The 24,084-nt window shown below is 51.4% G+C and carries 24 protein-coding genes and 1 tRNA gene; 14 read left to right on the top strand and 11 right to left on the bottom strand.

Annotated features, from left to right (window positions below; genetic code table 11):
- Positions 1 to 18 precede the first annotated feature (18 nt).
- Both O0S10_RS09125 and O0S10_RS09120 read right to left on the bottom strand, forming a co-directional pair.
- A tRNA-Leu gene (locus O0S10_RS09125) sits at positions 19 to 100 on the bottom strand.
- Positions 101 to 182: 82 nt separating this feature from the next.
- Positions 183 to 575 carry a winged helix-turn-helix transcriptional regulator gene (locus O0S10_RS09120; RefSeq protein ID WP_268925568.1) on the bottom strand — a complete coding sequence of 131 codons (393 nt, stop codon included), beginning with the start codon at positions 573 to 575 and terminating at the stop codon, positions 183 to 185.
- 145 nt (positions 576 to 720) lie between these two features.
- On the opposite strand from O0S10_RS09120, the gene O0S10_RS09115 reads away from it, so the two are divergent.
- The 7 genes from O0S10_RS09115 to O0S10_RS09085 all read left to right on the top strand — a co-directional run bounded on the left by O0S10_RS09115 (position 721) and on the right by O0S10_RS09085 (position 7,060).
- Entirely contained in the window at positions 721 to 1,113 is a 393-nt protein-coding gene (locus O0S10_RS09115) for a hypothetical protein (protein ID WP_268925567.1), read from the top strand.
- A gap of 9 nt (positions 1,114 to 1,122) precedes the next feature.
- Positions 1,123 to 2,328 (top strand): HD domain-containing protein, encoded by a 1,206-nt coding sequence (locus tag O0S10_RS09110; protein WP_268925566.1) that lies wholly within the window; start codon positions 1,123 to 1,125, stop codon positions 2,326 to 2,328.
- 5 nt (positions 2,329 to 2,333) lie between these two features.
- Positions 2,334 to 2,882: a UbiX family flavin prenyltransferase gene (locus O0S10_RS09105; RefSeq protein WP_268925565.1), complete on the top strand. Its 549-nt coding sequence runs from the start codon at positions 2,334 to 2,336 to the stop codon at positions 2,880 to 2,882.
- Positions 2,879 to 4,120, top strand: coding sequence for a UbiD family decarboxylase (locus O0S10_RS09100; RefSeq protein ID WP_268925564.1), 1,242 nt, complete (start codon positions 2,879 to 2,881; stop codon positions 4,118 to 4,120). The genes O0S10_RS09105 and O0S10_RS09100 overlap by 4 nt, the downstream gene beginning before the upstream one ends.
- A 13-nt stretch (positions 4,121 to 4,133) precedes the next feature.
- Positions 4,134 to 5,318, top strand: a complete 1,185-nt coding sequence (locus O0S10_RS09095) for an aconitase X catalytic domain-containing protein (RefSeq protein ID WP_268925563.1) — start codon at positions 4,134 to 4,136, stop codon at positions 5,316 to 5,318.
- A complete protein-coding gene (locus O0S10_RS09090) occupies positions 5,319 to 6,008 on the top strand; it encodes a site-2 protease family protein (RefSeq protein ID WP_268925562.1) in 690 nt (229 codons plus the stop codon).
- 158 nt (positions 6,009 to 6,166) lie between these two features.
- Positions 6,167 to 7,060 carry a methionine synthase gene (locus tag O0S10_RS09085; RefSeq protein WP_268925561.1) on the top strand — a complete coding sequence of 298 codons (894 nt, stop codon included), beginning with the start codon at positions 6,167 to 6,169 and terminating at the stop codon, positions 7,058 to 7,060.
- 353 nt (positions 7,061 to 7,413) lie between these two features.
- Here O0S10_RS09085 and O0S10_RS09080 read toward each other — a convergent pair whose 3' ends face one another.
- Positions 7,414 to 8,406 carry an FkbM family methyltransferase gene (locus O0S10_RS09080; RefSeq protein WP_268925560.1) on the bottom strand — a complete coding sequence of 331 codons (993 nt, stop codon included), beginning with the start codon at positions 8,404 to 8,406 and terminating at the stop codon, positions 7,414 to 7,416.
- Positions 8,407 to 8,465: 59 nt separating this feature from the next.
- Between O0S10_RS09080 and O0S10_RS09075 the strand changes: the two genes are divergently transcribed.
- Positions 8,466 to 8,978: a uroporphyrinogen decarboxylase family protein gene (locus O0S10_RS09075; protein WP_268925559.1), complete on the top strand. Its 513-nt coding sequence runs from the start codon at positions 8,466 to 8,468 to the stop codon at positions 8,976 to 8,978.
- 121 nt (positions 8,979 to 9,099) lie between these two features.
- On the opposite strand, the gene O0S10_RS09070 is transcribed toward O0S10_RS09075, so the two are convergent.
- The 5 genes from O0S10_RS09070 to O0S10_RS09045 all read right to left on the bottom strand — a co-directional run bounded on the left by O0S10_RS09070 (position 9,100) and on the right by O0S10_RS09045 (position 14,969).
- A complete protein-coding gene (locus O0S10_RS09070) occupies positions 9,100 to 10,206 on the bottom strand; it encodes a radical SAM protein (RefSeq protein WP_268925558.1) in 1,107 nt (368 codons plus the stop codon).
- A gap of 87 nt (positions 10,207 to 10,293) precedes the next feature.
- The gene (locus tag O0S10_RS09065; RefSeq protein WP_268925557.1) at positions 10,294 to 10,725 is read right to left on the bottom strand and encodes an N-acetyltransferase; all 432 of its coding nucleotides are present in this window, start codon (positions 10,723 to 10,725) and stop codon (positions 10,294 to 10,296) included.
- Positions 10,726 to 10,732: 7 nt separating this feature from the next.
- Positions 10,733 to 11,497, bottom strand: coding sequence for an energy-coupling factor transporter transmembrane component T family protein (locus tag O0S10_RS09060; protein ID WP_268925556.1), 765 nt, complete (start codon positions 11,495 to 11,497; stop codon positions 10,733 to 10,735).
- 1 nt (position 11,498) lies between these two features.
- Positions 11,499 to 13,451, bottom strand: coding sequence for an ABC transporter ATP-binding protein (locus O0S10_RS09055; RefSeq protein ID WP_338148566.1), 1,953 nt, complete (start codon positions 13,449 to 13,451; stop codon positions 11,499 to 11,501).
- Between the two features lie 24 nt (positions 13,452 to 13,475).
- The gene (locus O0S10_RS09045; protein WP_268925555.1) at positions 13,476 to 14,969 is read right to left on the bottom strand and encodes a class I adenylate-forming enzyme family protein; all 1,494 of its coding nucleotides are present in this window, start codon (positions 14,967 to 14,969) and stop codon (positions 13,476 to 13,478) included.
- A gap of 320 nt (positions 14,970 to 15,289) precedes the next feature.
- On the opposite strand from O0S10_RS09045, the gene O0S10_RS09040 reads away from it, so the two are divergent.
- The 5 genes from O0S10_RS09040 to O0S10_RS09020 all read left to right on the top strand — a co-directional run bounded on the left by O0S10_RS09040 (position 15,290) and on the right by O0S10_RS09020 (position 18,730).
- On the top strand, positions 15,290 to 15,979 hold the full coding sequence (locus O0S10_RS09040) for a hypothetical protein (RefSeq protein WP_268925554.1): 690 nt from the start codon (positions 15,290 to 15,292) through the stop codon (positions 15,977 to 15,979).
- A complete protein-coding gene (locus O0S10_RS09035) occupies positions 15,969 to 17,465 on the top strand; it encodes a hypothetical protein (RefSeq protein WP_268925553.1) in 1,497 nt (498 codons plus the stop codon). The genes O0S10_RS09040 and O0S10_RS09035 overlap by 11 nt, the downstream gene beginning before the upstream one ends.
- Before the next feature lie 93 nt (positions 17,466 to 17,558).
- Positions 17,559 to 17,888: a nucleotidyltransferase family protein gene (locus O0S10_RS09030; protein ID WP_268925552.1), complete on the top strand. Its 330-nt coding sequence runs from the start codon at positions 17,559 to 17,561 to the stop codon at positions 17,886 to 17,888.
- 2 nt (positions 17,889 to 17,890) lie between these two features.
- Complete coding sequence (locus O0S10_RS09025; RefSeq protein ID WP_268925581.1) at positions 17,891 to 18,253, top strand: HepT-like ribonuclease domain-containing protein; 363 nt, start codon at positions 17,891 to 17,893, stop codon at positions 18,251 to 18,253.
- Between the two features lie 168 nt (positions 18,254 to 18,421).
- Positions 18,422 to 18,730 carry a nucleotidyltransferase family protein gene (locus O0S10_RS09020; protein WP_268925551.1) on the top strand — a complete coding sequence of 103 codons (309 nt, stop codon included), beginning with the start codon at positions 18,422 to 18,424 and terminating at the stop codon, positions 18,728 to 18,730.
- 93 nt (positions 18,731 to 18,823) lie between these two features.
- On the opposite strand, the gene O0S10_RS09015 is transcribed toward O0S10_RS09020, so the two are convergent.
- From O0S10_RS09015 to O0S10_RS09005, 3 genes are all read right to left on the bottom strand, one after another.
- The gene (locus tag O0S10_RS09015; RefSeq protein ID WP_268925550.1) at positions 18,824 to 18,985 is read right to left on the bottom strand and encodes a hypothetical protein; all 162 of its coding nucleotides are present in this window, start codon (positions 18,983 to 18,985) and stop codon (positions 18,824 to 18,826) included.
- 8 nt (positions 18,986 to 18,993) lie between these two features.
- Positions 18,994 to 19,659 carry an ADP-ribosyltransferase gene (locus O0S10_RS09010; protein WP_268925549.1) on the bottom strand — a complete coding sequence of 222 codons (666 nt, stop codon included), beginning with the start codon at positions 19,657 to 19,659 and terminating at the stop codon, positions 18,994 to 18,996.
- A gap of 381 nt (positions 19,660 to 20,040) precedes the next feature.
- Positions 20,041 to 20,250 (bottom strand): hypothetical protein, encoded by a 210-nt coding sequence (locus tag O0S10_RS09005; protein ID WP_268925548.1) that lies wholly within the window; start codon positions 20,248 to 20,250, stop codon positions 20,041 to 20,043.
- 336 nt (positions 20,251 to 20,586) lie between these two features.
- Here O0S10_RS09005 and O0S10_RS09000 point away from each other — a divergent pair, with 336 nt between their 5' ends.
- Positions 20,587 to 23,706: an InlB B-repeat-containing protein gene (locus O0S10_RS09000; RefSeq protein WP_268925547.1), complete on the top strand. Its 3,120-nt coding sequence runs from the start codon at positions 20,587 to 20,589 to the stop codon at positions 23,704 to 23,706.
- The last annotated feature ends 378 nt before the right edge of the window (positions 23,707 to 24,084 follow it).

Genomic DNA, 24,084 nt, shown 5'->3' with positions numbered 1-24,084 from the left:
GAGCAGACCAAAAAACAGTGCGAGGGGAGGGATTCGAACCCGCGAACTCCTTGAGAGCAGATCTTGAGTCAGCCTCCGTTGGCCACTTGGATACCCTCGCAAAAATACGGATACTATATTGGCGAGACGTGAACATCAACCTGTCGCAGACAATACACCCGCCACCAGACTCACAGAATTCCTTACCGCACATGTTCCGCATTGAAGTGAATCGGGCATCCTTCATCCGCATGGCCGCCGTTCTTCATTACCCATGCGAGCAGCGGAATAAGCAGTTCCCGCAATTCCCATCCGGAAACAGTGAGATAGTACCGGACAACCGGCGGGGTCTGATCCACCACCTGACGATAAATGAGTCCTTTCTCCTCAAGATCCTTCAGCGTATTCGACAGGGTCTTTGAACTGACATTGCAGAGACAACGTTTCAGTTCATTGAATCCTGCAGAGCCGCGGTTGCCAATAACCGCAATGATCATCAGCGCCCACTTTTTGCTGATTGTATCCAGCAGTCCGTGCAGCGGACAAAAACATATCTCAAGATGTTCCGGATTATCAGGTGTCGCCGTATGCTCCAAAAAGATCACCTTATCGTATTCATATGCGTTGCTGAAGAATAAATTCTGACACTAAGTAGCAAAAGGAAACCACCTCGTCTTTGGAAAAAATCCAGTGTAAAGATTCTTTAACAAATACACGCATATAATTATTATTATTATGGGAATGAACAAAACAGAAATCATCGCGGTAACACTCGCAGTGCTCGTCGTCTTCTGTGGTCTTGGCGCAGGAATCGGCGGCCTCATTGTTGAAGAGGCAAACGGGAACTATGCCCAGGGCCTTGCGGAAAAAACCGGAACCGAACTTACAAAACTGACCGCAAATGACGGATCAGGCGTTGTCGTATTCCGTACCGCAGACGGCATCTACATCAATGCACTCTCCATGATAAACGCCTACAAAGGAATCACCGACAAAGTAATTGTCTACAATGTCAACGGCGATCAGATCACCGGCGAACAGTCCGCCCCGATCACCTTCAATCATGCAGCAGGACTTCTCAGCTCGCCTGCGGGGTCTCTGTTGTTTAATCTGGCAAAGGCCGGACAGAAATAATAAATCCTCATGCCAAAACAGATCAAAGACCCGGTACACGGATATATAGAAGTGCCTGCAGAAATTCTGCCGCTGGTGGATTCACCGGCACTGCAGCGCCTTCACCACATCCGTCAGCTGGGCTTTGCATATCTGGTGTATCCCGGGGCAAACCATACCAGGTTTGAACATTCCCTTGGCGCGATGCACCTTGCATCTCTTTTATGCAGGCATCTCGGATTCGGGGATGCAGAAACACGGACAATCTGCTGTGCTGCACTCCTGCACGATATCGGTCACGGGCCGTATTCACACGCAAGCGAGCGACTGATGCAGGAATATACACCGTTCTCACACGATGATATACGTGAACAGCTGAAGCAGCCTGCACTTGCAGCGCAGCTTGAAAAAAATTCCGTGAGTCCTGAGGAGGTTGCAGCCCTCATCTCCGGCAGTCACAAGTATGCCGGCATCATTCACGGTGACCTCGACGTGGACAGGATGGACTACCTTCTGCGGGACGCTCACTATACCGGAGCACCGTACGGCAACTTCGATGCGGAACGGCTGACAAAATCTCTTGCAATCGTTGCGGATACACTTGTCCTGAATGAGTCAGGCATCTCGGCGGCCGAGTCGCTGCTGATCGCAAGAACACTTATGGGGCCGTCCGTTTATTATCATCACGCCTGCAGGATCGCAGAAGAGATGTTTCTCCTTGCGTGCCGCAGCCACTTCAGGGGAGACACGGACGCGGTCCGCGAATTTCTCACGATGGACGATGTGACTGCAACCGCTCTTCTGCTGAACTCAGAGGAAGTAAGTACCCGCGATCTGATGAACCGCATCCGTACGCGAAATCTCTATAAGAGAGCCGTATACGCCGGACGGGAACTGGTGGACCGCGATCACCTGCCCCACACCCAGAGTGGTATTGAGCGGATGCACACCGCAATCGCCGAGACCGCAGGAGTAGAACCGGACAAGATCATCCTTGACATTCCGCCTCTCCGAAAAGAGATGAAGATGAACATCAAAGTCCGCAACCATCACGATCTCATACCGTTCGAAGAGAACGTGCCGATGATCGCCATGATGAACGCCACCCGTCAGGGACAGTGGCGCCTCGGCGTGTACGCACCCGCCGAACTTCGCGAGCGCGTGGGCGACGCCGCACGCGAGGTGCTCGCACTGCGGCGTGCAACAAAACAACATAAACTCACAGGTATAATATAAGAAGGATGAAGCGGATCGTTGTCGGAGTCACCGGAGCTTCCGGGACGCTGTACGCAAAGCGGCTGATCGAAGCCCTCGCAAAAACGGACGGCGTTGAGGTGTATCTGATTATCTCCGATACCGCAAGAACCGTCGCACGGCTGGAGGAGGTGGACCTCTCCGGCTATCCGGTCCACTACGAGGAGAACAGCGATCTCTCCGCAGGAATTGCCAGCGGGTCGTTTTTGTTTGATGCCATGGTCGTTATTCCGTGCAGTATGAAGAGCCTTGCCGCAATTGCAAACGGCTACTCAACAACCCTGATAGCACGGGCAGCAGACGTTGCCCTCAAAGAGCGGCGGAACCTGATCCTTGTGCCAAGAGAGACGCCGTACTCCCGGGTGCATCTGACCAATATGCTTGCTGCCCATGATGCCGGAGCGGTAATCATGCCCGCTTCCCCTCCGCTGTATACACACCCGCAGACGATCAATGATCTCGCTGACATGATCGCAGGCCGCGTACTGGATCACTGCGGAATACCTCACACTATTGGATCACGGTGGAAAGAATGAGAGAATTTATCAAACGAATGATTGCCAAAGGACTGGTTGAGGAGATAACCGAACCGGTTTCCTCTGTTTATGAAGCGCCGAAGCGGGCATTTTCCAGCAAAAAAATGCTCTACTTCCACAACTGCGACGGACACAAATGTGTGATGAACGCGATCTTTGACCGCAAAAGCCTCTCGGTCGCACTGAACATTCCGGAGGAAAAACTCGTCAGAACGCTTGCCGCATGCACGTACGCAGGAAAAACCCATGACGCAGGAAAACTTGCGTTCGTCCCGGCAAAGCTCTCAGACCTGCCGATCATGAAACACTTCCCCAAAGATGCAGGCCGCTATCTTACCTCCGGTATTGTGTTTTCCGCATGGGGAGATGTGGTGAATGCCTCAATTCACCGGATGGAAGTTCTCGACGATACGCATCTGATCGGAAGAATCGTGGAAGGACGCCACACGTACAAGCTGCTCCAGCAGGCAAAAGCCGCGGGCGAAAAGCTTCCGATCGCAATTGTGATCGGCGCACACCCGGCAGTAACCTTTGCCGCATGTACCCGGGTTCCGGAAGGAAAGGAGATGGCGTATGCAGCGGAGATTCTCGGGCAGGACATGCCGCTGTATGAATGTCCGAACGGCATCCGTGTTCCGGATGCAGAGATTGTGCTCTACGGTTACATGACCGCAGAGCTGCATGAGGAAGGGCCGTTCGTGGACATCAGCGGAACGTATGATCCCATCCGTATGCAGCCGGTAATTGAACTCTGCGGCATGGCCTGCAAACCGGATTTCATCTATCATGGTATTGTTCCGGCAGCCGCCGAACACAAGATGCTGATGGGCGCACCCTATGAGCCGCGGATTTATCAGGCGGCGGCAAACGTGACAAACGTCCGCGATGTGTACCTCACACCGGGCGGGGCAGGATATTTCCATGCTGTGGTGCAGGTGAAGAAGATGACCAACGGCGACGGCAAGAATGTGATCATGGCGGCGTTTGCGGCGCACACCTCGCTCAAGCATGTGGTGGTTGTGGATGAGGATATCAACATCTATGACCCGAACGATGTGGAGTTTGCGATTGCAACCCGTGTCAGAGCTGATCAGGATGTGATGATCATCTCCGGCGTTCGCGGGTCATCCCTCGATCCCTGCCGGATTGGCGATGGTATGAATGTGAAGATGGGAATTGATGCAACAATGCAGCTCGGGCACGAGGATGAATTTATCCGTGCAGACTGGAATGAATAAGTAAGGAGTGAATATGGAACTGGACAAGTACGATCAGGCGCTGCTGGACGGCGAGTACGGTGAGAGCCGCCAGAAGATGATGGAAATTCTGCTGGCGCTCGGCAAAATTTACGACGCTGAACGGTTTATTCCGGTAAAGAGTGTGCAGGTATCCGGAGCGTCGTTCAAGACGATCGGCGAGGCCGGTCTTGAGTGGTTATCAAGCATTGATGCAAAAGCGGTGGTGCCGGCATTTCTGAATCCGATCGGAATGCCCCGGAACGGCTGGGAGGAACTCGGCATCCCGCAGAGTTTTGCGGAGAAACAGATTCAGGTGAATGAGGCATACGTCCGGCTCGGGATCCGGCCTACCTGTACCTGTACGCCGTACTACTTCAGTATCGTGGAACGCGGCGATCACCTTGCATGGTCGGAGAGTTCGGCGGTCAGCTACGCGAATTCAGTGCTCGGCGCCCGGACGAACCGTGAGGGCGGACCGTCCGCGCTTGCCTCGGCGCTCACAGGAAAGACGCCGGAGTACGGTCTCCACATTGTGAAGAACCGCCTGCCGCAGATCGAGTTCCGGCTGGATGATCCGGAAGCGGCAAAGAAGTGGACAAATGCCGAGTACGGAGCGCTCGGTGTGGTTGCCGGTGCGATTGCCGGTAACCGCATCCCGCTGTTTATGGGTCTTAGGCCCAACCGCGACATGCTGAAAAGCCTCGGTGCGGCGATGGCTGCGTCCGGCGCGGTTGCGCTGTATCATGTGAATGAGATTACGCCGGAGACGCGGTTCCCGTTCTTCAAACAGCACATTGCAGAGGACGAGCGCGAGGTTGTGACAATTGAGGTTGCGGAGGTGCTGGATGTGTTCAAAGAGGTCGAGGTCTCGGCGGTTGCAATCGGCTGTCCGCATCTTTCCCGGGAAGAAGTCACACGTGTTGCGGAACTCCTTGCCGGAAAAAAGACGGTGATGCCGTTTTATGTGTTCGTCGCCGAAGAGATGAAAGTTTCATGCGCAGAGGAACTTGCGGTGATTGCGAAAGCAGGTGCAAAGGTTGTGCCTGACACCTGCATGGTGGTCTCGCCTCTGATGGATCATGCAGGGGCGGTCATGACCAACTCCGGCAAGGCGTTTTCTTACCTGCCGGGGATGTGCGGTGTTGCTCCCCGGATGGGGACGCTTGAAGACTGTGTCCGTGTAGGATGTGGTGAGTAAATGAGTTTTCTGGAAAAAATTACTCCGTTCGAACGGCGTGATCTCCTGTTCGCCTGGTTCTGTCTGGCAGTTGCGTTCACGCTCGGTATCTCGGGCGGTCTTGCGCTGATCACTGATATCGGGAAGATTTCGGTTGATATGCTGGTGATGACCTTCGTTATTGCGGTGGTCACGGTCGGGCTGTCGTTCGTGCTGCATGAACTTGCGCACAAATTTGTGGCAATCCGGTACGGCTACTGGGCAGAGTTCCGTAAGAATACCCAGATGCTGTTGATCGCGGTTGTGGTTGCGGTCATTACCGGCATTGTGTTTGCTGCGCCCGGAGCAACGCTGATCAATACCGCCGGACGCGAGATGACGAAGAAGGAGAATGGTATTATTTCCCTCGCAGGTCCGCTGACGAATCTTATTCTCGCGATTCCGTTCCTCGCGTGCCTGATTGCGGGAGTTCTGCTCGGCGGCACATCGATCAGTGCGTTCACGCTCCCGGGATTTCTGTTCTATCTGGGTATGGTGGGTTTCCAGGTGAATGCGATGCTCGCGTTCTTCAACATGATTCCGGTCGGTCCCCTGGACGGCAGAAAGATCCTCCGCTGGAATGCGGTGGCATTTGTGGCTCTGATTGCAGTGTCGCTTCTTATCCTCTACGTCTCGCTGCAGCCGGGAATGTTCGTTGCTCTGCTGCTCTGAAGGGGCAGAACATCTTTCTTTTTTCGTCAGGGAATTCTGTGATCCTGCGAAGGTACGCCAGCAGGATTTTTTCATGGTATTGACAGTGAGGGTCCTGGTTTGGGTGACACAGACAACAATACAAACTTTTTTTATGTTTCTTCCCGAATGCTGTAGAGATGCACCTTCCGAAACTTCTCCCGACCACGGTTGTTGGTTCTTTCCCGTGTGTGAAAGGTACCGGTCTTTCCGCACTTTTTGATCCGTACAAGAAAGCGGTACAGTTTGCTGTCGCCGAGCAGCTCCGGGCAGGCGTGGATATCATCTCCGACGGGCAGGTGAGGGCTGATATGGTACAGGCATTCGTCTCAAAGCTCCCGGGGATCAATGGAAATACGGTTACGGGTACAATCGGGATTTCGGAAAAACCGATTACAGTCGCTGATACGCGGTATGCTTTAACACAGACAAAGTATGTGAAAGGCATTCTGACCGGACCGTGTACGTTGGCGTATGCGCTGAAGATTGAGACACCCGCCTACCGGAACCGGGATGAGCTGGTACTGGATCTTGCGGCAGCACTTCATTCGGAGGCAAAATTTCTTGCAGCGAGCGGGGTGTATATGATTCAGGTGGACGAGCCGATTCTTTCCACCGGCGCGATGGATATTGAAACGGCAAGGGAAGCACTGAAGATCATCTTCAGGGATATTGAAACACCGTCGTGCATTCACACCTGCGGCAGGCTGGACACGATTGCGTCGGAATGGACACGACTGCCGGTGGATGTGATCGATTTCGAGTACTCGGTAAGCCCCGACAACCTCTCCGACATCTCACGGCATGATCTGCGTAACAAAAAGATCGGCTGCGGTTGTGTGAAAAGTTCCGATCCGGAGGTGGAGTCGGTGGAAGAGATCGAAAAGCGGATCCGATCCTGTGTGGAGGTGTTCGGGGAAGAAAATATTCTGATCGATCCCGACTGCGGTCTTCGGATGCACACGCCGGAGGTGGCATTTGCAAAGCTCGCGAATATGTGCGAAGCAGCGAGGAACGTCAGGGCTGAACTATAACAACCCATGACGAAAAATTGAGATGCAGAGAAAAACTCAAATATAGATTCAGGATACGCTACTATACAGAGATGTGTAATGAGTCCTGTCCGAACAGTATGAACTGTATTGGTTTTTTCTCTGTGCGTGTTTTTGTGTATCGGCATGTTTTCGTTTTCCGCCGGATGCGTGGATGAAAAAACCAACCTATACCATCAGTCTGAATCCGGCATTATTTCCCTTTTCGAATATGGTTGTCGAAGCCGGGGAAGCAGAAGGTATTGACGTTGATCTGCTCAATACCATCGGAAAACCAGGAATAAAATTTGGTTGGGAGTCATTCACATCAGAAACAGATCATCGGTTCATCCTGATTAAACCGCATACAGTACTGATTCCCACGCATTGTTTCCATCACCTGCTTTGTACTGTCGGAGATAGAGTTTGTATGACGGATTTAATTGCAAGATGTATTCGGGAATCTGCCAGAGGTCATCGGGTTTGTGATACACACAGATGGCAAGTTTTGGTTTTTCCGTTATAATATGATTCTTTGCTCCCATCAGAGCATCCAATTCAAATCCTTCGATATCCATTTTGATGAACGTGACAGGTTCATTGATATCATCGTCAAGGGAAGCAATCTGAATCTCCTGATCTCCTGACTGTGAGATATGGGACCCCGAACCTTCTGAAGATATCCTGAGTGACGCTCTTTCTTTCCCGACACCCGCATTTCTCAAGACAATTTTATCAAATACATCTCTTTCCCATGTTGAGAGATAACGGACAGCCTTTTCAAAGTTCCCTCTTTCTGGTTCATAGAGATAGATTTTTGAAAAATTTCGTATCCGGCTGATAAACATCTCAGTAGTATCTCCAACAAACCCACCACAGTCTACAAATACTTCACTGTCAGTGAACTGCATAATGTTCTTGTCGAAGTACTGGTTAAATATGAAATCACTCTCAGCATGAAGCAGTTCAAAATCTCCGGTGATTCTATATCGCAGAATGCACATCAGGGTTTTTCGAGATTTTTCATCACTAAGAAGATCATACAGTTTCTTGTACTCTTCCTCATGTTCCAGGATTTTACAAGAACCCCCATTGCCAACCTGATGATCTCTTTTACCGTAGACTGTTCGTCTGAGTTTATACAAAAAAGAGGTGGCACATTGAGAATGACTGAATGGACATTTATTCCATACGTTTGTACACCATTGTCCAAAACGAATACCACTATTTTCAGTTTTTGATGTTTTGAGAGATTGATAATATTTTTCTATAGGCTCTGCTCTGCTCTGCTCTGCTCTGCTCTGCTCTGCTCTGCTGATGCGACATCCTACAATATACTCACATGCCAAACAGCATAAAATATTCTAAATAAAAATTATCAAAAAATATTGCGTAGCACAATGAACAGGTGCTGGATCTTGCGGCAGCACTTCACTCGGAGGCAAAATTTCTTGCAGCGAGCGGGGTGTATATGATTCAGGTGGACGAGCCGATTCTTTCCACCGGCGCGATGGATATTGAAACGGCAAGGGAAGCACTGAAGATCATCTTCAGGGATATTGAAACACCGTCGTGCATTCACACCTGCGGCAGGCTGGACACGATTGCGTCGGAATGGACACGACTGCCGGTGGATGTGATCGATTTCGAGTACTCGGTAAGCCCCGACAACCTCTCCGACATCTCACGGCATGATCTGCGTAACAAAAAGATCGGCTGCGGTTGTGTGAAAAGTTCCGATCCGGAGGTGGAGTCGGTGAAAGAGATCGAAAAGCGGATCCGATCCTGTGTGGAGGTGTTCGGGGAGGAAAATATTCTGATCGATCCCGACTGCGGTCTTCGGATGCACACGCCGGAGGTTGCGTTTGCAAAGCTCGCGAATATGTGCGAGGCAGCGAGGAATGTCAGAGCGGAGTTGTAAAACATCACATCAATTCTAATGTGAGGTTTTGTTCCGCTTAAAGCGGAACAAAATCTCACATCGTCAAACAGACGCATGTCCACCCTCTCACGTGAACGGAGTTTTATGGTTGATTGGATACCTATTCATCCTCCCACTCAGGCCCGAACGTTAATCCATGCTGGATAAAGGATCGCGGTAGATTCCAGTTGGCAACGGACGACTGATAACAGGTTTTACATGATGCAGGCATGGCTTCAGAGTCATTGACCGTCGTACGAAATGACTGATACAAGGGATGATTCCACAGATCATCAAACGTGCTCATCTCATCAATATGCAGAAATTTCAGAGGTGTTGACATGCATGGGCGGATGTACCCGTCCGATCCAATAAATAAATCGCGCCATCCAACATAGCAGGGCCTGTGAGGTTCTGACTCAGCCGGATCTTCACCCTGAATGTAGGGAAGTTTTAATTTGATATCATAGGAATCAGCTTTTTCAGCAGCTTGTTCAAATACGGCCCGAACATCATCCTGCATATTGAAGAGTGTCTGAGAGTCAAGATCACTTCTGAACGAGGTGAAATAGACGACCTTTACTTCATCAAGACCAATATCTGCCGCGAGGTCAATCATCTCCGGAATCTGGTGATAATTATCCTTCATTGCAGTGAACACAAAATTGATGTACGGAGCAGTAAGGCCGCGAGTATTGCGGATAGAGATGATACTTCTCAGGGATTCAGTGATCTTTTGGAAACTTCCACCCTTGCGAATCCGATCATTCATCTCCGAAGTGGAGCCGTCAAGACTCACTGCAATGATATCCACATGATACGTAAAAATTGCATCCGTCAGCTCATCAAGTTTCATTCCGTTTGTACAGAAGTATTTCTTTAATGGAAACTGATCCACATATTTCAATATCTCAGTGAAGTCCGGATGGATGGTAGGTTCCCCCCAGCCCATCAGAGTTATTTCTTCAGAATGGGAAAATAGAGGCGACAATTTCTGCAGCCATTCCAACTTGAACCGGGTTGGATGAAATTCAGCCGCATTTCTGCCGCACATGATACACGAGAGGTTGCATGCATTCGTTAATTCACATACAATCCTTCTTGGGTAGGATTTCAATATGGGCTGTCCAGACTCAGATTCAGCTTCATTTTGCGCCTGATTCTCCTGTTGTATATTTGTCAGTCCGGAGTGTTGAAATAATTCCTTATTTTTTGCCCGAATTATCATTAATAATTATCCACTCCGCTCTCATTTAATACTACTGTCCTATCAACTACCCAAGTAGGATATAATATCCAATAGTGAAACCATTCATCAGGATTCTGCAACCCACCGCATCACATACTCATCATGTCCGGTCTCTGTCTCACGGCGGGACAGAAGTACAAAACCCCGTTTTTCATAAAACATTCGTGCCGCAGAATTTTCCACGTACACACAGAGCGTGAGAACTTCCGCGGCCTCCTGCACATGACCAAGCAGTGCCGAACCGATTCCCCGGCCCTGGCAGTCAGGTGCAACAAACAGTGCACCAATCGTACTCCCGTTAAGAATGCTGAGAAAACCGCAGACGCGATCCTCCTCCACGAAAACGTACGTCACGGACAGCGGCAGATACTGATCCCGCACGACTCCGGACTGCTCCTTCCAGTAGGAAGCAGGGATGAAGTCATGGGCAAGAAGACTGGCGGAGAACCAGATGTCCATCACACTTTCGGTATCCTCCGGAACAAACAAACGAATCATAAAAAAATCAGAGGAGGGTTATCGCCGCAACCCCTGCAAGAATGAGGACCACAAGAAGGATCAGTCCTGCATCCGCGGCATGGTACGTCAGCTTCCTCCGGTACTCGGACGCCAGACGGTAACCCCGCATATCGATCGTAAGACCAAGAGTGTCGGCCTTGGCAAGCGAGTTCAGCATCAGCGGAAGCATCACGGGCCCGAGCTGTTTGACCTTGCCGATCACACCGCCGCCGGGGAAGTATCCGCGGGAGAGCTGTGCCTCGTTGATCCGGGCGCCTTCCCGCTGAAGTGTCGGGATGAACCGGATGGCAATCAGGAACATCAGCGCATAATCGCCCGGGACCCGCAGCGTGTAAAGGGCATTCACCAGATACCGCGGCTGGGTCGAGATGACCAGCAGCTGGAACGCGAAGATGAGAACCGCAAACCGCAGCGCCATCTGAACCGCGAACAGAATTGCACCGGTCGTTACCGGCAGAAGATCGTTCGGCAGCAGATAGAAGAGAACATCTCCCGTGGCGTTCGTCAGAATCGTCAGGACAACAAGTGCAAGACCGAGGATGATTAAGAGCGGCACCTGACGGAGAAGAACCCGGAAGAGTCCACCGGCGGCGGCGACGATCAAAACGATCGCAATCAGTCCCGCAAGGATTGCAAGATTCGTCGTGAAGATCGCGGCAAACATCATGCCGACCGCGAAGATGATCTTGGTCATCGGAGAGAGACGGTGAACGAACCGGTCACCCGGGATATACTGCATTATGTCTTCCATTTCACGCACCTCCGCGGACGGCGGTCACACGACCTGTTTCCATCTCGACAATTCTGTCCGAGAACTTCTCGGCGAGTACCGGATTGTGGGTGACCATCAGAATGGTCTTCCCAGCGTTGCGCATGCCGGTCAGTACCTGCATGATCTCATACGACTCCTGCATGTCAAGGCCGGTGGTCGGCTCGTCCATGATGACGATCTGCTGATCCATGGCAAGCACACACGCAAGCGCCAGCCGCTGACGTTCGCCGCGGCTGAGATGACGGGGGTTGACATTCGCTTTGCCGCCAAGTCCGACCGCCGCAAGCGCTGCAAGCGCTGCGGCGGGGTCCGGGTTGCCGACATTTTTCAGACCGAAGAGAATCTCCCGCTCACAGGTGTTCTCAAACAGCATCGTGTCCGGGTTCTGGAACACAAGCCCCACCGTCTTGGCAATTCCTGAGACGGACTTTCCGGTGATGTCCTCACCGTTCAGGATAACATTCCCGCTGTCAGGACGAAGCAGGCCGTTGAGATGCTTGACCAGTGTCGTCTTGCCGGAACCGTTCTCACCGAGAATGGCAACAATCTCTCCTTTTGCGAAGGTAAGTGAGACATCATCCAGCGCAAGAACCTCACCGAAACGATGGGTCAGATGAACAGCCTCAAGAATTATTTCTCCGGGTGCAGAGGTCTTCGGAATCTCCTGGCAGGTGAAATTTTCTGCAACCGGTTCACCGTCGTACACGATTTTACCGTTCTCCAGCCGGATCATGCGGGTCGCATAGCCGAGGGTTTCATCGGTCATGTGTTCAACGAGAACAACAATGTGACCGCGGTCGGTAAGACCTTTGAGCAGCATGTACACCTGACGGCGGGCGTTTTTGTCAAGCTCGGAGGTTGCCTCGTCCAGAATAAGGATCGGCGTTTCGCGGGAGAGGGCGGCGGCCATGGCAACGCGCTGTTTCTGTCCTCCGGAAAGAGCGTGCGGCGCACGGTCTTTGAGATGACCGGTGCAGGTGATCTTGTAGATTTCGTCGAGTTTTTTCGCAACCTCGTCCGCAGAGAGACCGCGGGTCTCAAGACCGGTGAGAATCTCTTCTTCAACGGTCGTGAAGATCAGCTGGGCGTCGGCATCGTCGAAGACCATGCCGACCTGCCGAGAGAGTTCGGTTACGTCTTCATACTCGTCGGCATACTTTCCGGCGATGGAGATTGAGCCGGTCAGGTCGCCGCCGTAGGCATGGACGAGAACTCCGGAGAGGGCACGGGCGAGCGTGGTCTTTCCGGCGCCGGACGGGCCGCTGATGACGATGAACTCGCCTTCCCTGATGGTAAGGGAGACGTCGTCAAGCGACGGGGTGCCGGCCGCCTGATAGGTGAAGCCGACGTGATCGAGAACGATCGGCGTGTCCGCAGGGGCGGGGCCGGTGTGCTCTGCCTTGGTCATGCTGCGGGTCTTCTGCATGACGGTGGTTGCCGGCATTGCAACTATCTGGGCGATGATGGTGTTCACAATCACGGCACTTGCAACGATCGGAACCATGGCAATGGCGAATGCGACAACAGTACCAACTGTTGCGTCGGGCGAGGTTGCAAGCATCACACAGCAGGTAATTCCGATGAAGGAAAAACCGCTCGCAGGAGTTGCGACAGCAGTCGCTACTGCCGGAGCAAGCCGCGTGTGATCTTTGATCAGTTTATAGACCGCAAGGCACACGACCGCACCGATGGGTTCGGAGATGAGATTTCCCAGGGGGAAGATGGAGTGTGAGAAGACCGCACAGATGATACCGGCCACAAGACCGATACCAATAGCCTCCCGGAACTTCGGGACGACGAGGATGATCGCAAGACAGTAGAATGCAATCGTTAGGTTTGCAACGATTGCTCCCGGCACAAAGAGCGAGATGTACCGGGCGATTGCCCCTGCGGCAAGCAGTATGCCTACCAGGGCAATATCGCGTGATTTCATGATTGATGACTTCCGTATTGATATTCAGGCGAATGTTTCACGAAGCTCACGCCTGAGGAGCTTCCATCCGTTTACGCGGGGAAGGGCATCCACCGTGTAAAGTTTTCGGGGAACTTTGTATCCTGCCAGATGCTCCCTGGCAAATGCAAGGAGTCCGGCTTCTCTGTCCGAGCCGTCCCGGCCCGCCCGCCAGACGACAGCGGCAACGGGAATTTCTCCCCGGTGCGGATGCGGGATACCGAAGACTGCAACTTCTGCAATGTCCGGGTATTTGAGGAGGGCCTCTTCAACCTCGGTCGGATAAATTTTCCAGCCGGACATGACGATCATGTCCTTTTTGCGGTCGGTTAAGCAGAGGCGGTGATCTTTATCGAGATAGCCGACGTCGCCGGTGAGGAACCAGCCGTCCGGGAGAAATGCCTGAGCGGTTTCCTCCGGCATGTTCCAGTATCCTTTGGCAACCGCAGGGCCTCTGAGGGCGATCTCGCCCGGAGTTTCAGGCGGGAGTTCACGGGATGCGTCCGCCTCGTCAACGATCTTTACTTCGGAGAAGCAGACCGGATGTCCCACACTCTGGAACCGGTCGGCGGATGCGTAGTCTTCAGGCCGGATAACGGTGCCGGTACCGATCACAACGGTTTCCGAAAGACCGTAGGCGTTGATGATCGGGATGTTGTAGCGATGGTGGAAATTTTTCCAGATTTCATGATGAAGGGGGCCGCCGCCGGAGATGATCTCGCGGACGGTGGCGACCATTTCTTCGGTTCCGGCAGGGGCTTCCACAAGTGAATGGATGACCGGCGGCATGCCGGAAAGTACCGTGACACGGTGTTCCCTGCAGAGTGCAAGATATTTGTCCGGGTCGTAGCGTTCCATCATGATGTAGCAGGCTCCCGCCCGCATGGCGGCGATTCCCCACGAGAGGCCGACGTGTCCCATCGGGTAGATGCCGAGATAGGTATCGTCCTGTTTGAGAGTAAGGACGTCACACTCGTTGTGAATTGCGGCAAGCCAGTTGCCGTGGGTGAGCATGGCGCCTTTGGGTTTTCCGGTTGTGCCGGAGGTGTACTGGAGTTGGCAGAGGTCGTCGGCAGTGGTCGGTTCGGGAAGAAGTACCGGAGAGGTGCGAAGCTCCTCAATGTTTTCCGGGACGTACACGGTAACATTGAGATCTTTTGCGGCGACGGCGCCGTCTGCATCGGTGATGAAGACGCGGGCTCCGGCATTTTCAATCATGTAGGCAAGTTCGCTTGGAGTGTAGACGCGGTTGGTCGGGACGGCGACTGCACCTATCCGCCAGAGGGCGAGGTAGGAGAAGAGGTATTCGGGGCTGCTGTTGAGGTAGAGGATGACCCGGTCACCTTTGGCGACTCCAAAGGATTTGAGGGTGCGGGCAATTCCTGAGATGATTCCGAGAATGTCGGATGAGGTGTAGGAGGTGTTTCTCTCGGGGCAGAAGAAGACCGGCTTTGCAAGGCGGCAGGCATTTGCATCGAGGAAGGTGGTTATATTCAGCATCAGATATCACAACTTACAGACGTTGATGTATATTTATGTTCATTGAAGATATAAATGCGACGGGTTTGAGAGGAAAGGATGCGGTGTTTTTGGAGAGATTTTCCGTCTGGGCGGGATTTAAGGTGAGAGGCGCATGGATAATGGGGGTTATTTGGCCATGATTTTTCTGGAGGAATGTACGCGGGTGTGATTTTGTTCTGAGGAACCATGAATCGCATTCCTTCTGCCTGCTCACCACCCGTACCTGTTTTTCCGGCAGGAAAAATCCCCGTCACTTGCAAAACATCTATCTTCCAAAACACGCATATATTCACGTATCTATGGCAGATGCACGAGAGGGGACAACATCGTATGAGCGGCCGGTCTGTTCACGGGTGATTCCCCCGCAGATTGATGAGGAGACCGCACGCGGTATTGTCCGCAGATGGCTCGGCTCTGATCAGATTCCTTTTGTTCCGATCGAAAAGGTGCGGTTCGGGAAAGCTGTGATGGTGTACTATCCGTTCTGGCGGTACCTGCGTGAGGACGGCGGCGAGGACAAGACGATCTACCGGCCTGCCTGCGGTACGCTTCTGACGGGACTGCAAAATATGAAATACTATCATGATGCGGAAATTATCGAGACGCCGGAGGATGCGGTTGTTTTGCCGGTGACCGTGGACTCATCCGTGTATCTGCCAGAGCTTCACGGGATTGCACGGGGCGAGGAGTTGATCGGCGTGCCGCTGTGGCTGATCAGTTACAAGATGAAGCACAACATTTACATGATTGAGGTGGAGGCACACTCAGGGCAGGTTCTTCCGGAGTGGCATCCGATCAAGGAGCCGGTGAACTGGAAGAAGACGGCGCTGACAGCATTTATTCCGATGTTTCTGTTAAGTCTTGTTGCGATTTACTTTAATCCGTGGATCTTTGTGATTGTGGTGATTCTGTTGTTCATCTTCCTGTATCAGAGCGAGATGCTTGGTATCATTACGATGAAGGAAAAGGAGGAGCCGCATGGGCCTTGAGCGTTCGATTGAGGATCGCGTCGGCGAGGTGATGTACCGGCCGAAGGTGACGAAAGGCGTTGCAGACCGGACGATCCGTGACTGGTTTACGAAGGGTATCAAGGCGCCGGATCTGCCGGACAAGGCGGTGATGACGGAGCTGTATCTGATCTATATTCCGTTCTGGCGGTTTGTTGCGCAGGGGAAGGCGGTTGCCTGTGGGTACTCGGAGTACGATGAGAAGACGGGCAATACGATACGGAACATCTACAAAGAGCTGATAGATGATGAGTTTGTGTGGACGGAGGTTGCCTGTGATACGGGAAAGTACGGCATGTCGAAGCTCTGGCTTGAACCGGGTGATGAGGTTGCGTATACGCCGGGGATGGTTGTTGCGATGGAGCCGGGAGGGTCAGCGGTTGAGGCAAGCAGACGAGGCCGGGAGGCGATCCGGCAGATGATCGATGATACGGCGGCGAAGCGGATTGATACGCTGACGCTGGAGAAGTCATTCCTGCTGCCGAAGGTGTTTGAGCTGGTGTATGCGCCGGTCTGGATTGCCCATTATGCGTATCAGGGAGGAGACTATACGGCGATTCTTGATGCGGTGCGGGGAGAGATTCTCGGGGGTACGGCGCCGATCAATTTGACGGCGCGATCACGGATGATGATTCTGTCTCTTGCGGCGGGCGGTATTATGATCGGGTCGTCGCTTGCGATGCTGCTGCATGCAGGGACCCATCCGCTGTCGGAGCTGTTCCAGGTGATTCTGCTTCTGCTTGGTATTGCGATGTCGATGGCGGCGTATCCGGCGTTTAAGGAGGGAAGGACGTTTGTGAGTTCAGGGACGATGAAGAATATTACGAGTCTCCGGCCTGCGGTGCGGGTTCCGAAGAAGCTGACGGATCATGAGATTCTGAAGAGAGATTCGACGATTCTGTTGTGTCCGGTCTGCGGTGAGGAGGTGGAGCAGCCGTGGGGTGAGGTGATTTCGGTCTGTAAAAAGTGTCACCGGCTGCTGAATGTGACGAGTGATGAGGTGAAGGTGGTGCCGTATGATGTTGCCCGGCCGGATATGCTTGCGGAGGCGGCGATGGAGAGTGAGCCGGAGTACATTCCGTTCTGGAAGTTTGATGTGGAGCTTGCGGTGACGGATAAGCTGCGGGGCGGTGATACGAAGACGGGTCTGCCGGATATTTCGGGGAAGCGGAGTTATTATATTTGTGCGGCAGACATCCCCCGGTATCTGGCGGAGCGGTGGGAGGTGGATCTGACGATCCGGAATCCGGTGTTTGCGGAGTTGCCGCTGGATAAGCGGGTGGATCTGAAGCCGGTTGTTATTAATCAGAATACGGCTACGGAGCTGTCGGAGTTTTTGTTCCTCCGGTACGAGGAGGAGAAGCCGGGGATCTTACAGGTGCTCCGGTATGATTTGGATGTGAAGGGTTCACGGATTGTGTACGTTCCGTACTTTGTTGAGGATAAGACGTACATTCCGGGAATCTGAAAATATTTTTTTCGAGGATCGACGGAGGACGGGCTGCACGGGTATGAGGCAAAATATCATAATGTCTACCAACCAACAAACATACATAGCCAGATGTCCTCCTACCAAAGCATCAAAGACGATGTTCTTTCTAAACTAAAGACGCATCTTCCCGAAATTCAGGAAAGATTTGGCATTGAAACCATCGGTGTATTCGGTTCTGTGTCACGGGGAGAGGATACGCCGGAAAGCGATGTTGATGTTCTGTATTCCTTTTCCACCGGTCACGGAGGAATGCGGGACATGGCCAATCTGAAATATTATCTGGAAGATCTCTTCGGGAGGGAAGTCGGACTGGTCTCTCTCAAATATGTGTCACCGCTTATCCGTGATGCAGTCGCCTGTGATGCTATTCTCTATGGACGGGAGATGAGCATTGCGTGACCATGAATACATCCCCGGTTTCAGATAAGATTCTTCTCTGTCATATCCTTCAGGAATGCCGGAAAATAACTGCACTCACTTCACGGATAACGTATGAGGAATATCTCGGTGACCCGACGTATCAGGATGCATTGATTCGCCGGATTGAGATCATCGGAGAAGCAGCAGGTAATCTATCTGATGAATTTTCCAGAAAATACCCTATGATACCGGTCCGTGAGATGAAATCGATGCGAAATGTTCTTGCACATCAGTATTTCCGGGTTGATATTGAATATGTTTGGCTGACCGTCATCAATGAAATCCCGCCGCTTCTTGAAACCCTGAACGCAATTCACACAACGTCAACAGACGTCACCGAATAATTCATCGGGAATGGGATGAGAAAAAAATACAGTCAGTATGTTTTTTTCCGGGAAAGAACGAGGGAAGATATGATGGGAACGGAGGGATATTTCCCACGAGAGAGGTGACCGGGTCGGCATGAGGAAAAATATCATAATGTCTACCAACAAATAGCAGCGCATAGACAAATGTCTGAATATGTGAGTACCAAAGAGGAGGTCCTCAGAAAATTTGATGCGCATTTACCACAGATACGGGAACGTTTCGGTGTCGAGACCCTCGGTATATTCGATTCTGTGTCACAGGGAGAGGATACGCCGGAAAGCGATGTTGATGTTCTGTATGCATTTCGTTCGGGTGGTCTGCCGCTACGGGAGTTTTTTGCATTCAAACGGTATCTGGAGGAGTTATTCGGACGAACGGTGGATTTAGTACCAATTAAGTGGATGGATCCACTTCTTCGTCCATATATTGAGCAGGATATGATTCTATTTTAGACGAGGGAGGCTTTGGCATGAAAGTTGATATGATATTCCTTACGCATATGCTTGAGCGCGGGGAGTTATAAAGAGATTTTAAAAAATGCGGGTTTATTCGGTCTTAAGCATTTCCGAGTATTTTCGATCCGCTTCTTTCAACGCCGCCATTGCTTCCATTGCTATTTCATGGTTGCGCTTTTTGTCTTCCGGCGAGCGGGTGTCGGGAAGGATGTGACCAAGACTGAACATTGTCTCACATGATGCCGGTTTCATATACTACATTATGGTATTGTCAGGATATAAACAAGCGCCTTGTCCTCAGGGAGGAATTCACCTGCGGGACTGTGAATTATTTCCTGAATGGAATACTGGATACCACGCGGAAGCAGTACTTCCTGTTCTTTTGCATCCATGTATAATGCCGGAGTTCCGCGCGGGATGCTGCGGGTGAGAAAGACACGTTCGTTGCTTTCATTGAGGCCTGCATATTTTCGGGCAATCCGGGGCAGCAGGGAAAAACTTCCATAACCGGCATCGATCATGTTTGCCGTTTCCTGCATATTTGAGATCCAGCCGGGATCTCCAAGACCTTTGATCACCCAGACATCTTCAGGGAGCGTACTTTTCAGAATTGCGCTGTCGAGGAGGTCCCGGAGCTGCCAGAAGAGGTTTTTGTCATGGGGAGAGAGAGATGTAAGAAAGGGTTCGTCCCGCAGTGCCCGGTTGATGACGAAGCAGTCCTGATGCCGTTCGGAGGAGAGGCAGCAGTCCCAGTGGTGTTCGGGGAGGCCGATGTCCTGATAGCCGAAGAGTGCCAGGATTTCTTCGCGGGTGAGATCGGTTCGCGATGCGTACGGGGGGCGGGGGTACGTTCCGCGATGATCAAAGGGAGGGATCGGTTCTTCAACACGGGTGTCCTGTTCTGCGGGCAGGGGATATCCGGACATGAGAAAGGGATCGGTTGGGGAGAGATATAAGAGTTTCCCGGAGGAAGGTGTTGTTCCAAAAGATACCGGAGGATGAAGCTGACAGGGGAGAGGATCTGTAACCGGTGGGTGCGGTTACAAAATAGGAACACAAGCGATGTTTGTTTTTTATTTAAACAAATATTGTGAGGTTTTTCTGTTTTGTAACCGCTCGTTTCGTATTGTGGAGATAAAAATATTTTTTGTACAGAGAACAATGGCAGAGGATCGGTTACAAAAAAACAAATGTCGCAGGACATCCGATATTTCCTGATTTTTTCGAAGAATACCGGTTGGTTTTGTAACCGCCATGCCGGTTACAGAGCGGTTACATCCGGGATGCGGGAATGCGTATTGCCGGAGTTATTTGTTGCCGTACTCTTTTGGTTGCAGGGAGGAGAGAACTGAGATCAGCGATGCATATTTTTCTTCCATTGCCTGTATGCGATCTTCAAGGTTCTGGATTTTTTCATCAAGAATATCGATCTTCTGCATCTCCAGAACGTGAGCGTATTCTTTTATTGCGGCAGAAACAACATCGCTTTTGTTGTTGAACTTACCTTCATCAATCATTTGGTTAATGATTTGAATCACGTCGGGTGGTGCATAATACGTAATTCTCGTTTTAATAGGCTTTCCGGGTATTCGTGCCATTAATAAAGTATTTGATCCGAGTTCTTATACCGCTTCTGTGGCATGAATTAAAGTGTTTTCACCCACCATGATCAGATAGATTAATTATTGATCAGAAGTACAATGATAGCTAAGGTGTTAAATTACCACCACAAAGATCGTATGACAGTATCGTTCATTCCCTCTTTGTCTTTGCAATTTCCCTGAAATGTCTCCACCGGGTAGGAGAATCCAACAGGGATAGCATGTGGATAATGAGCAACCTTGAGGCGAATTATGAAGAAAAATATATTGTTAGCGGTAGCTGTCGTGCTTCTGTGTGTGCTGGCGGTAGGTATTGTCAGTGCAGGTGAGACAACACCTTCCGTTCAGACTTTTGAAGAACTGAAAACTAAACTTGCAGCAGGAGGTACAGTTGTTCTGGCAAATGATATGTCTGGAGATTATTCCACTTCGGTTGCAGTTAAGAGTGTTGAGACAATCCTGGATTTAAACGGCAAGACACTCAGTGTGAACTGTACTGCTGGAAAGAACACCGGATTTATTATTGTTAACGGAACCGCCGACCAACAGGGAAAACTGACCGTTAAAAATGGTACAATCACGTTAATTCAACAGCATGAAACATACAAATGGGCAACTATCTTCTTTGCAAGCGAATATGGTACTGTTGTGATTGAAGATGGAACGTACTCTGCACCTGCGTTTGTAGTTGGTGGAAACGGAGACGGAACTCACACACCGCCAACCATTGAGATCAAGGGAGGAAAACTTACCAGCACGGAAGATGCGGTAATCTTCCTGTCAGCAAAGAACACCAAACTCACTATGACCGGGGGCGAGATTAGTGGTCCAAATGGTATCGAGATTGTTTCCGGAACAGTAGATATCCAAGGAGGATCAGTCACCGCTACCAGCGATTACGCGCAGGAGATATCCGCACCTTCAAGTGGATCTATTGGAAACGGAGGTACGGCCATCCTTCTGAGAACAACGACCAGTTATGATGGAAACATCGCCCTGACCATCTCCGACACGGCAAAAATCACCAGTGAGAAAGGAGTTGCGATTCGTAGTTTTATCCGTACAACGGATCTGAAGAATAAGGATAACTCTGCGAAAACAGCATCGGTAACAATTTCCGGCGGCACCATCGAAGGAAAGATTGCGTCGTTTAGATGTGATCATTACGCCAGTGACCAACAAGTGTTATCGAATCCATTTACTCAGATCACCGGCGGAACCTTCATCGTTCACACGTTTGCGGATCTGAAGGCGTGCCTTGAAACAGGCGCGAACGTGAAGCTCGGTGAGGGTATCACTGGCACCTACACCGACGATTCCGACAGAGTTTACATCGATAAAGTTACATCCACACTCGATCTGAATGGAAAAACTCTGACCGTAACCAGATTAAACGGAGATGGGAATAAAGGATTCATAAAAATTAACGGTACTAGCTCCTCACTCGGTTCTCTCACCGTGACTGACAGTACAGGAAACGGAGAGATCATCCTCAACAAAGGCTCAAGTGGGGGAGCAACACTGTTCTTTGTGAGCAACTACGGAAAGATCATCATCGATGACAAAGACATCACACTGACCGCACCACAGTCGGTCATTGGTGGTAATGGAGATGGAACACACACGCCCCCAACCATTGAGATCAAAGGTGGTACACTCACCAGTACTGAGGGAGCGGCAATCTTCCTTTCCGCAGAAAACACGAAGATGACCATGACCGAAGGTTCCGTTACCGGAAAGAGCGGTCTTGAAATTGTTTCAGGAACCTACACCATTTCCGGAGGAACAATCACTGGTAACGGCGATCATTTAGAAGAGGTGGCAACACCTTCAAGTGGATCTCTGGAAGACGGGTCCGGTATTGTCCTGAGAACAACGACCAGTTATGATGGAAACATCGCCCTGGCCATCTCCGGCACGGCAAAGATCGCCAGCGAGAAAGGAGTTGCCATCCGCAACTATGTTCGTAACACTGATCTGACTGATTCCAAAACATTCTCCGTAGAGATAAAAGACTCTGCAAAGATTGAAGGAAAGGTGGCGGCCATTGCCAATCAGAAATACGCTGAAGAATCTCCGGCATTTACAGCATCCACGTTTACACTCAGCGGCGGAAATTATCTTGCGCCTTCCTACGAGACTCTTCTCGTTGGAGAGCCAAAAGTTCAGTATACCGAAGGTTACGCCATGAGTGACACACCGGTCAAGGACGGTTACTACGCCCCAATCGTTGTACAAAAACAGGACAGCCCTGCATCATGTGATTCCGAAACTAAGGTGGTTACGGTATCTGATGGAACGGCAGTAGCATCCACAACAAATCCCAAAGAAGTAACCGTCACTCCAGCTGGCAGCGACAAAATAACCCTGACACTTACGTATGAAAACGTACCAACTGTTTCTGATGATGGAAAGACAGTTACACCTCAGAATCCAGCCGATCTCTCAAATGTGAAAGCTGTGTACAATGAGATTACGGTTCCGGAAACCTCCGGGGTTGTTCAGGCAAAGCTTACCCTTGCGGTAACATCTGGTACGGAACTCCTCGATTCCGATAATCTCCCGACAATCTCCACCGAGATCAACGAAGACGCAAAAACCAAACTTCAGGGAACAGCCACCCTGATCTCCATGGTCACCGTGGACATCACCAAGATCAAATCCAAGAACCCGACACTCACCCTCACCTTCAAAGTACCCAAGTCATGGTTCACCGGAAAAGATCTCAGTGCTGTCCGTGCCTACCACTTCGACGGAACGAATCTGGTGGACAAAGGCACCCCACAAAGAACTGAGGATAGAACCGACTATGTATTCACGATCACTGCCTCCGAAGCCTCGCCCTGGCTGCTTGGACTGAGGGCTGCCACACCAACGCCAACGTATCAGCCGATCTCCTCTTCCGGTGACGGCAACATGGACGGCGCACTCCGCGTCCTCTTCGAGACCAGCGGCGGCAGCTTCATCAGCCCAGCAACCGGTCTCTCCTACGGCGACAAACTCACCGCACCGGCCAACCCCGTCAAAGACGGCTACACCTTTGCCGGCTGGTACAAAGACAGCGCCTGCACCCAAAGCTGGAGCTTCAGCGACGGCATCTCCGGTGACATGACACTCTACGCCAAATGGACCGGCGGCAGCAGTTCATCGCAGAGCAGCAGCTCGCAGCAGAGTGGAACAACCACCCAGCCGACCGCCAAAGCGACCCCGGCATCGACGCAGGCACAGAGCGGCACAACCGCCACCACCGCAGCACCGGTGTCCACCACCGCGGCAGGCGTCACGCCCACCTTAACCCAGGCACCCGCCCCGGTTGCAGGACTCCTCTTCGGACTCCTCATCGCAGGTGTCTTCCTGAGAAGAAGAGAGTAACCCTCTCTTCCTCTTTTTTTCTGAAAAACACCTCAGGGAACACACCTGACCGGCGGCACAAGGCATCCTTGGCAAAACCCCCACACAACGATTGAACGAAAAAAAGGGAACACCCGTTCCCGCCTCCACAGGAACTCTCTGGCTGGGGAGCCACCCATCCTGTTTCGAATATATACAAAAAAATCGTAAACTCATGAAACGTTCAATCGTCAGCACACACCTTTGCCCGGGTGCCTGTCGAAACCGGAAATCCCGCGAAATCACTTCATCTCTTTTCTTGAACGTAGTTTTCGGGAGTCTTTCGCGGTGGTTTCGCTTGGAGTAACCACGGAATATCACGGAAAGGGTAAGGGTGCGGGTATCTCCAGTCAATTAATA

This window comes from Methanocorpusculum petauri (genome assembly GCF_026891975.1).
GTDB lineage: Archaea > Halobacteriota > Methanomicrobia > Methanomicrobiales > Methanocorpusculaceae > Methanocorpusculum > Methanocorpusculum petauri.
Note: the sequence above shows the minus strand (reverse complement) of the source record. Positions and strands in the feature narration are given on the sequence as shown.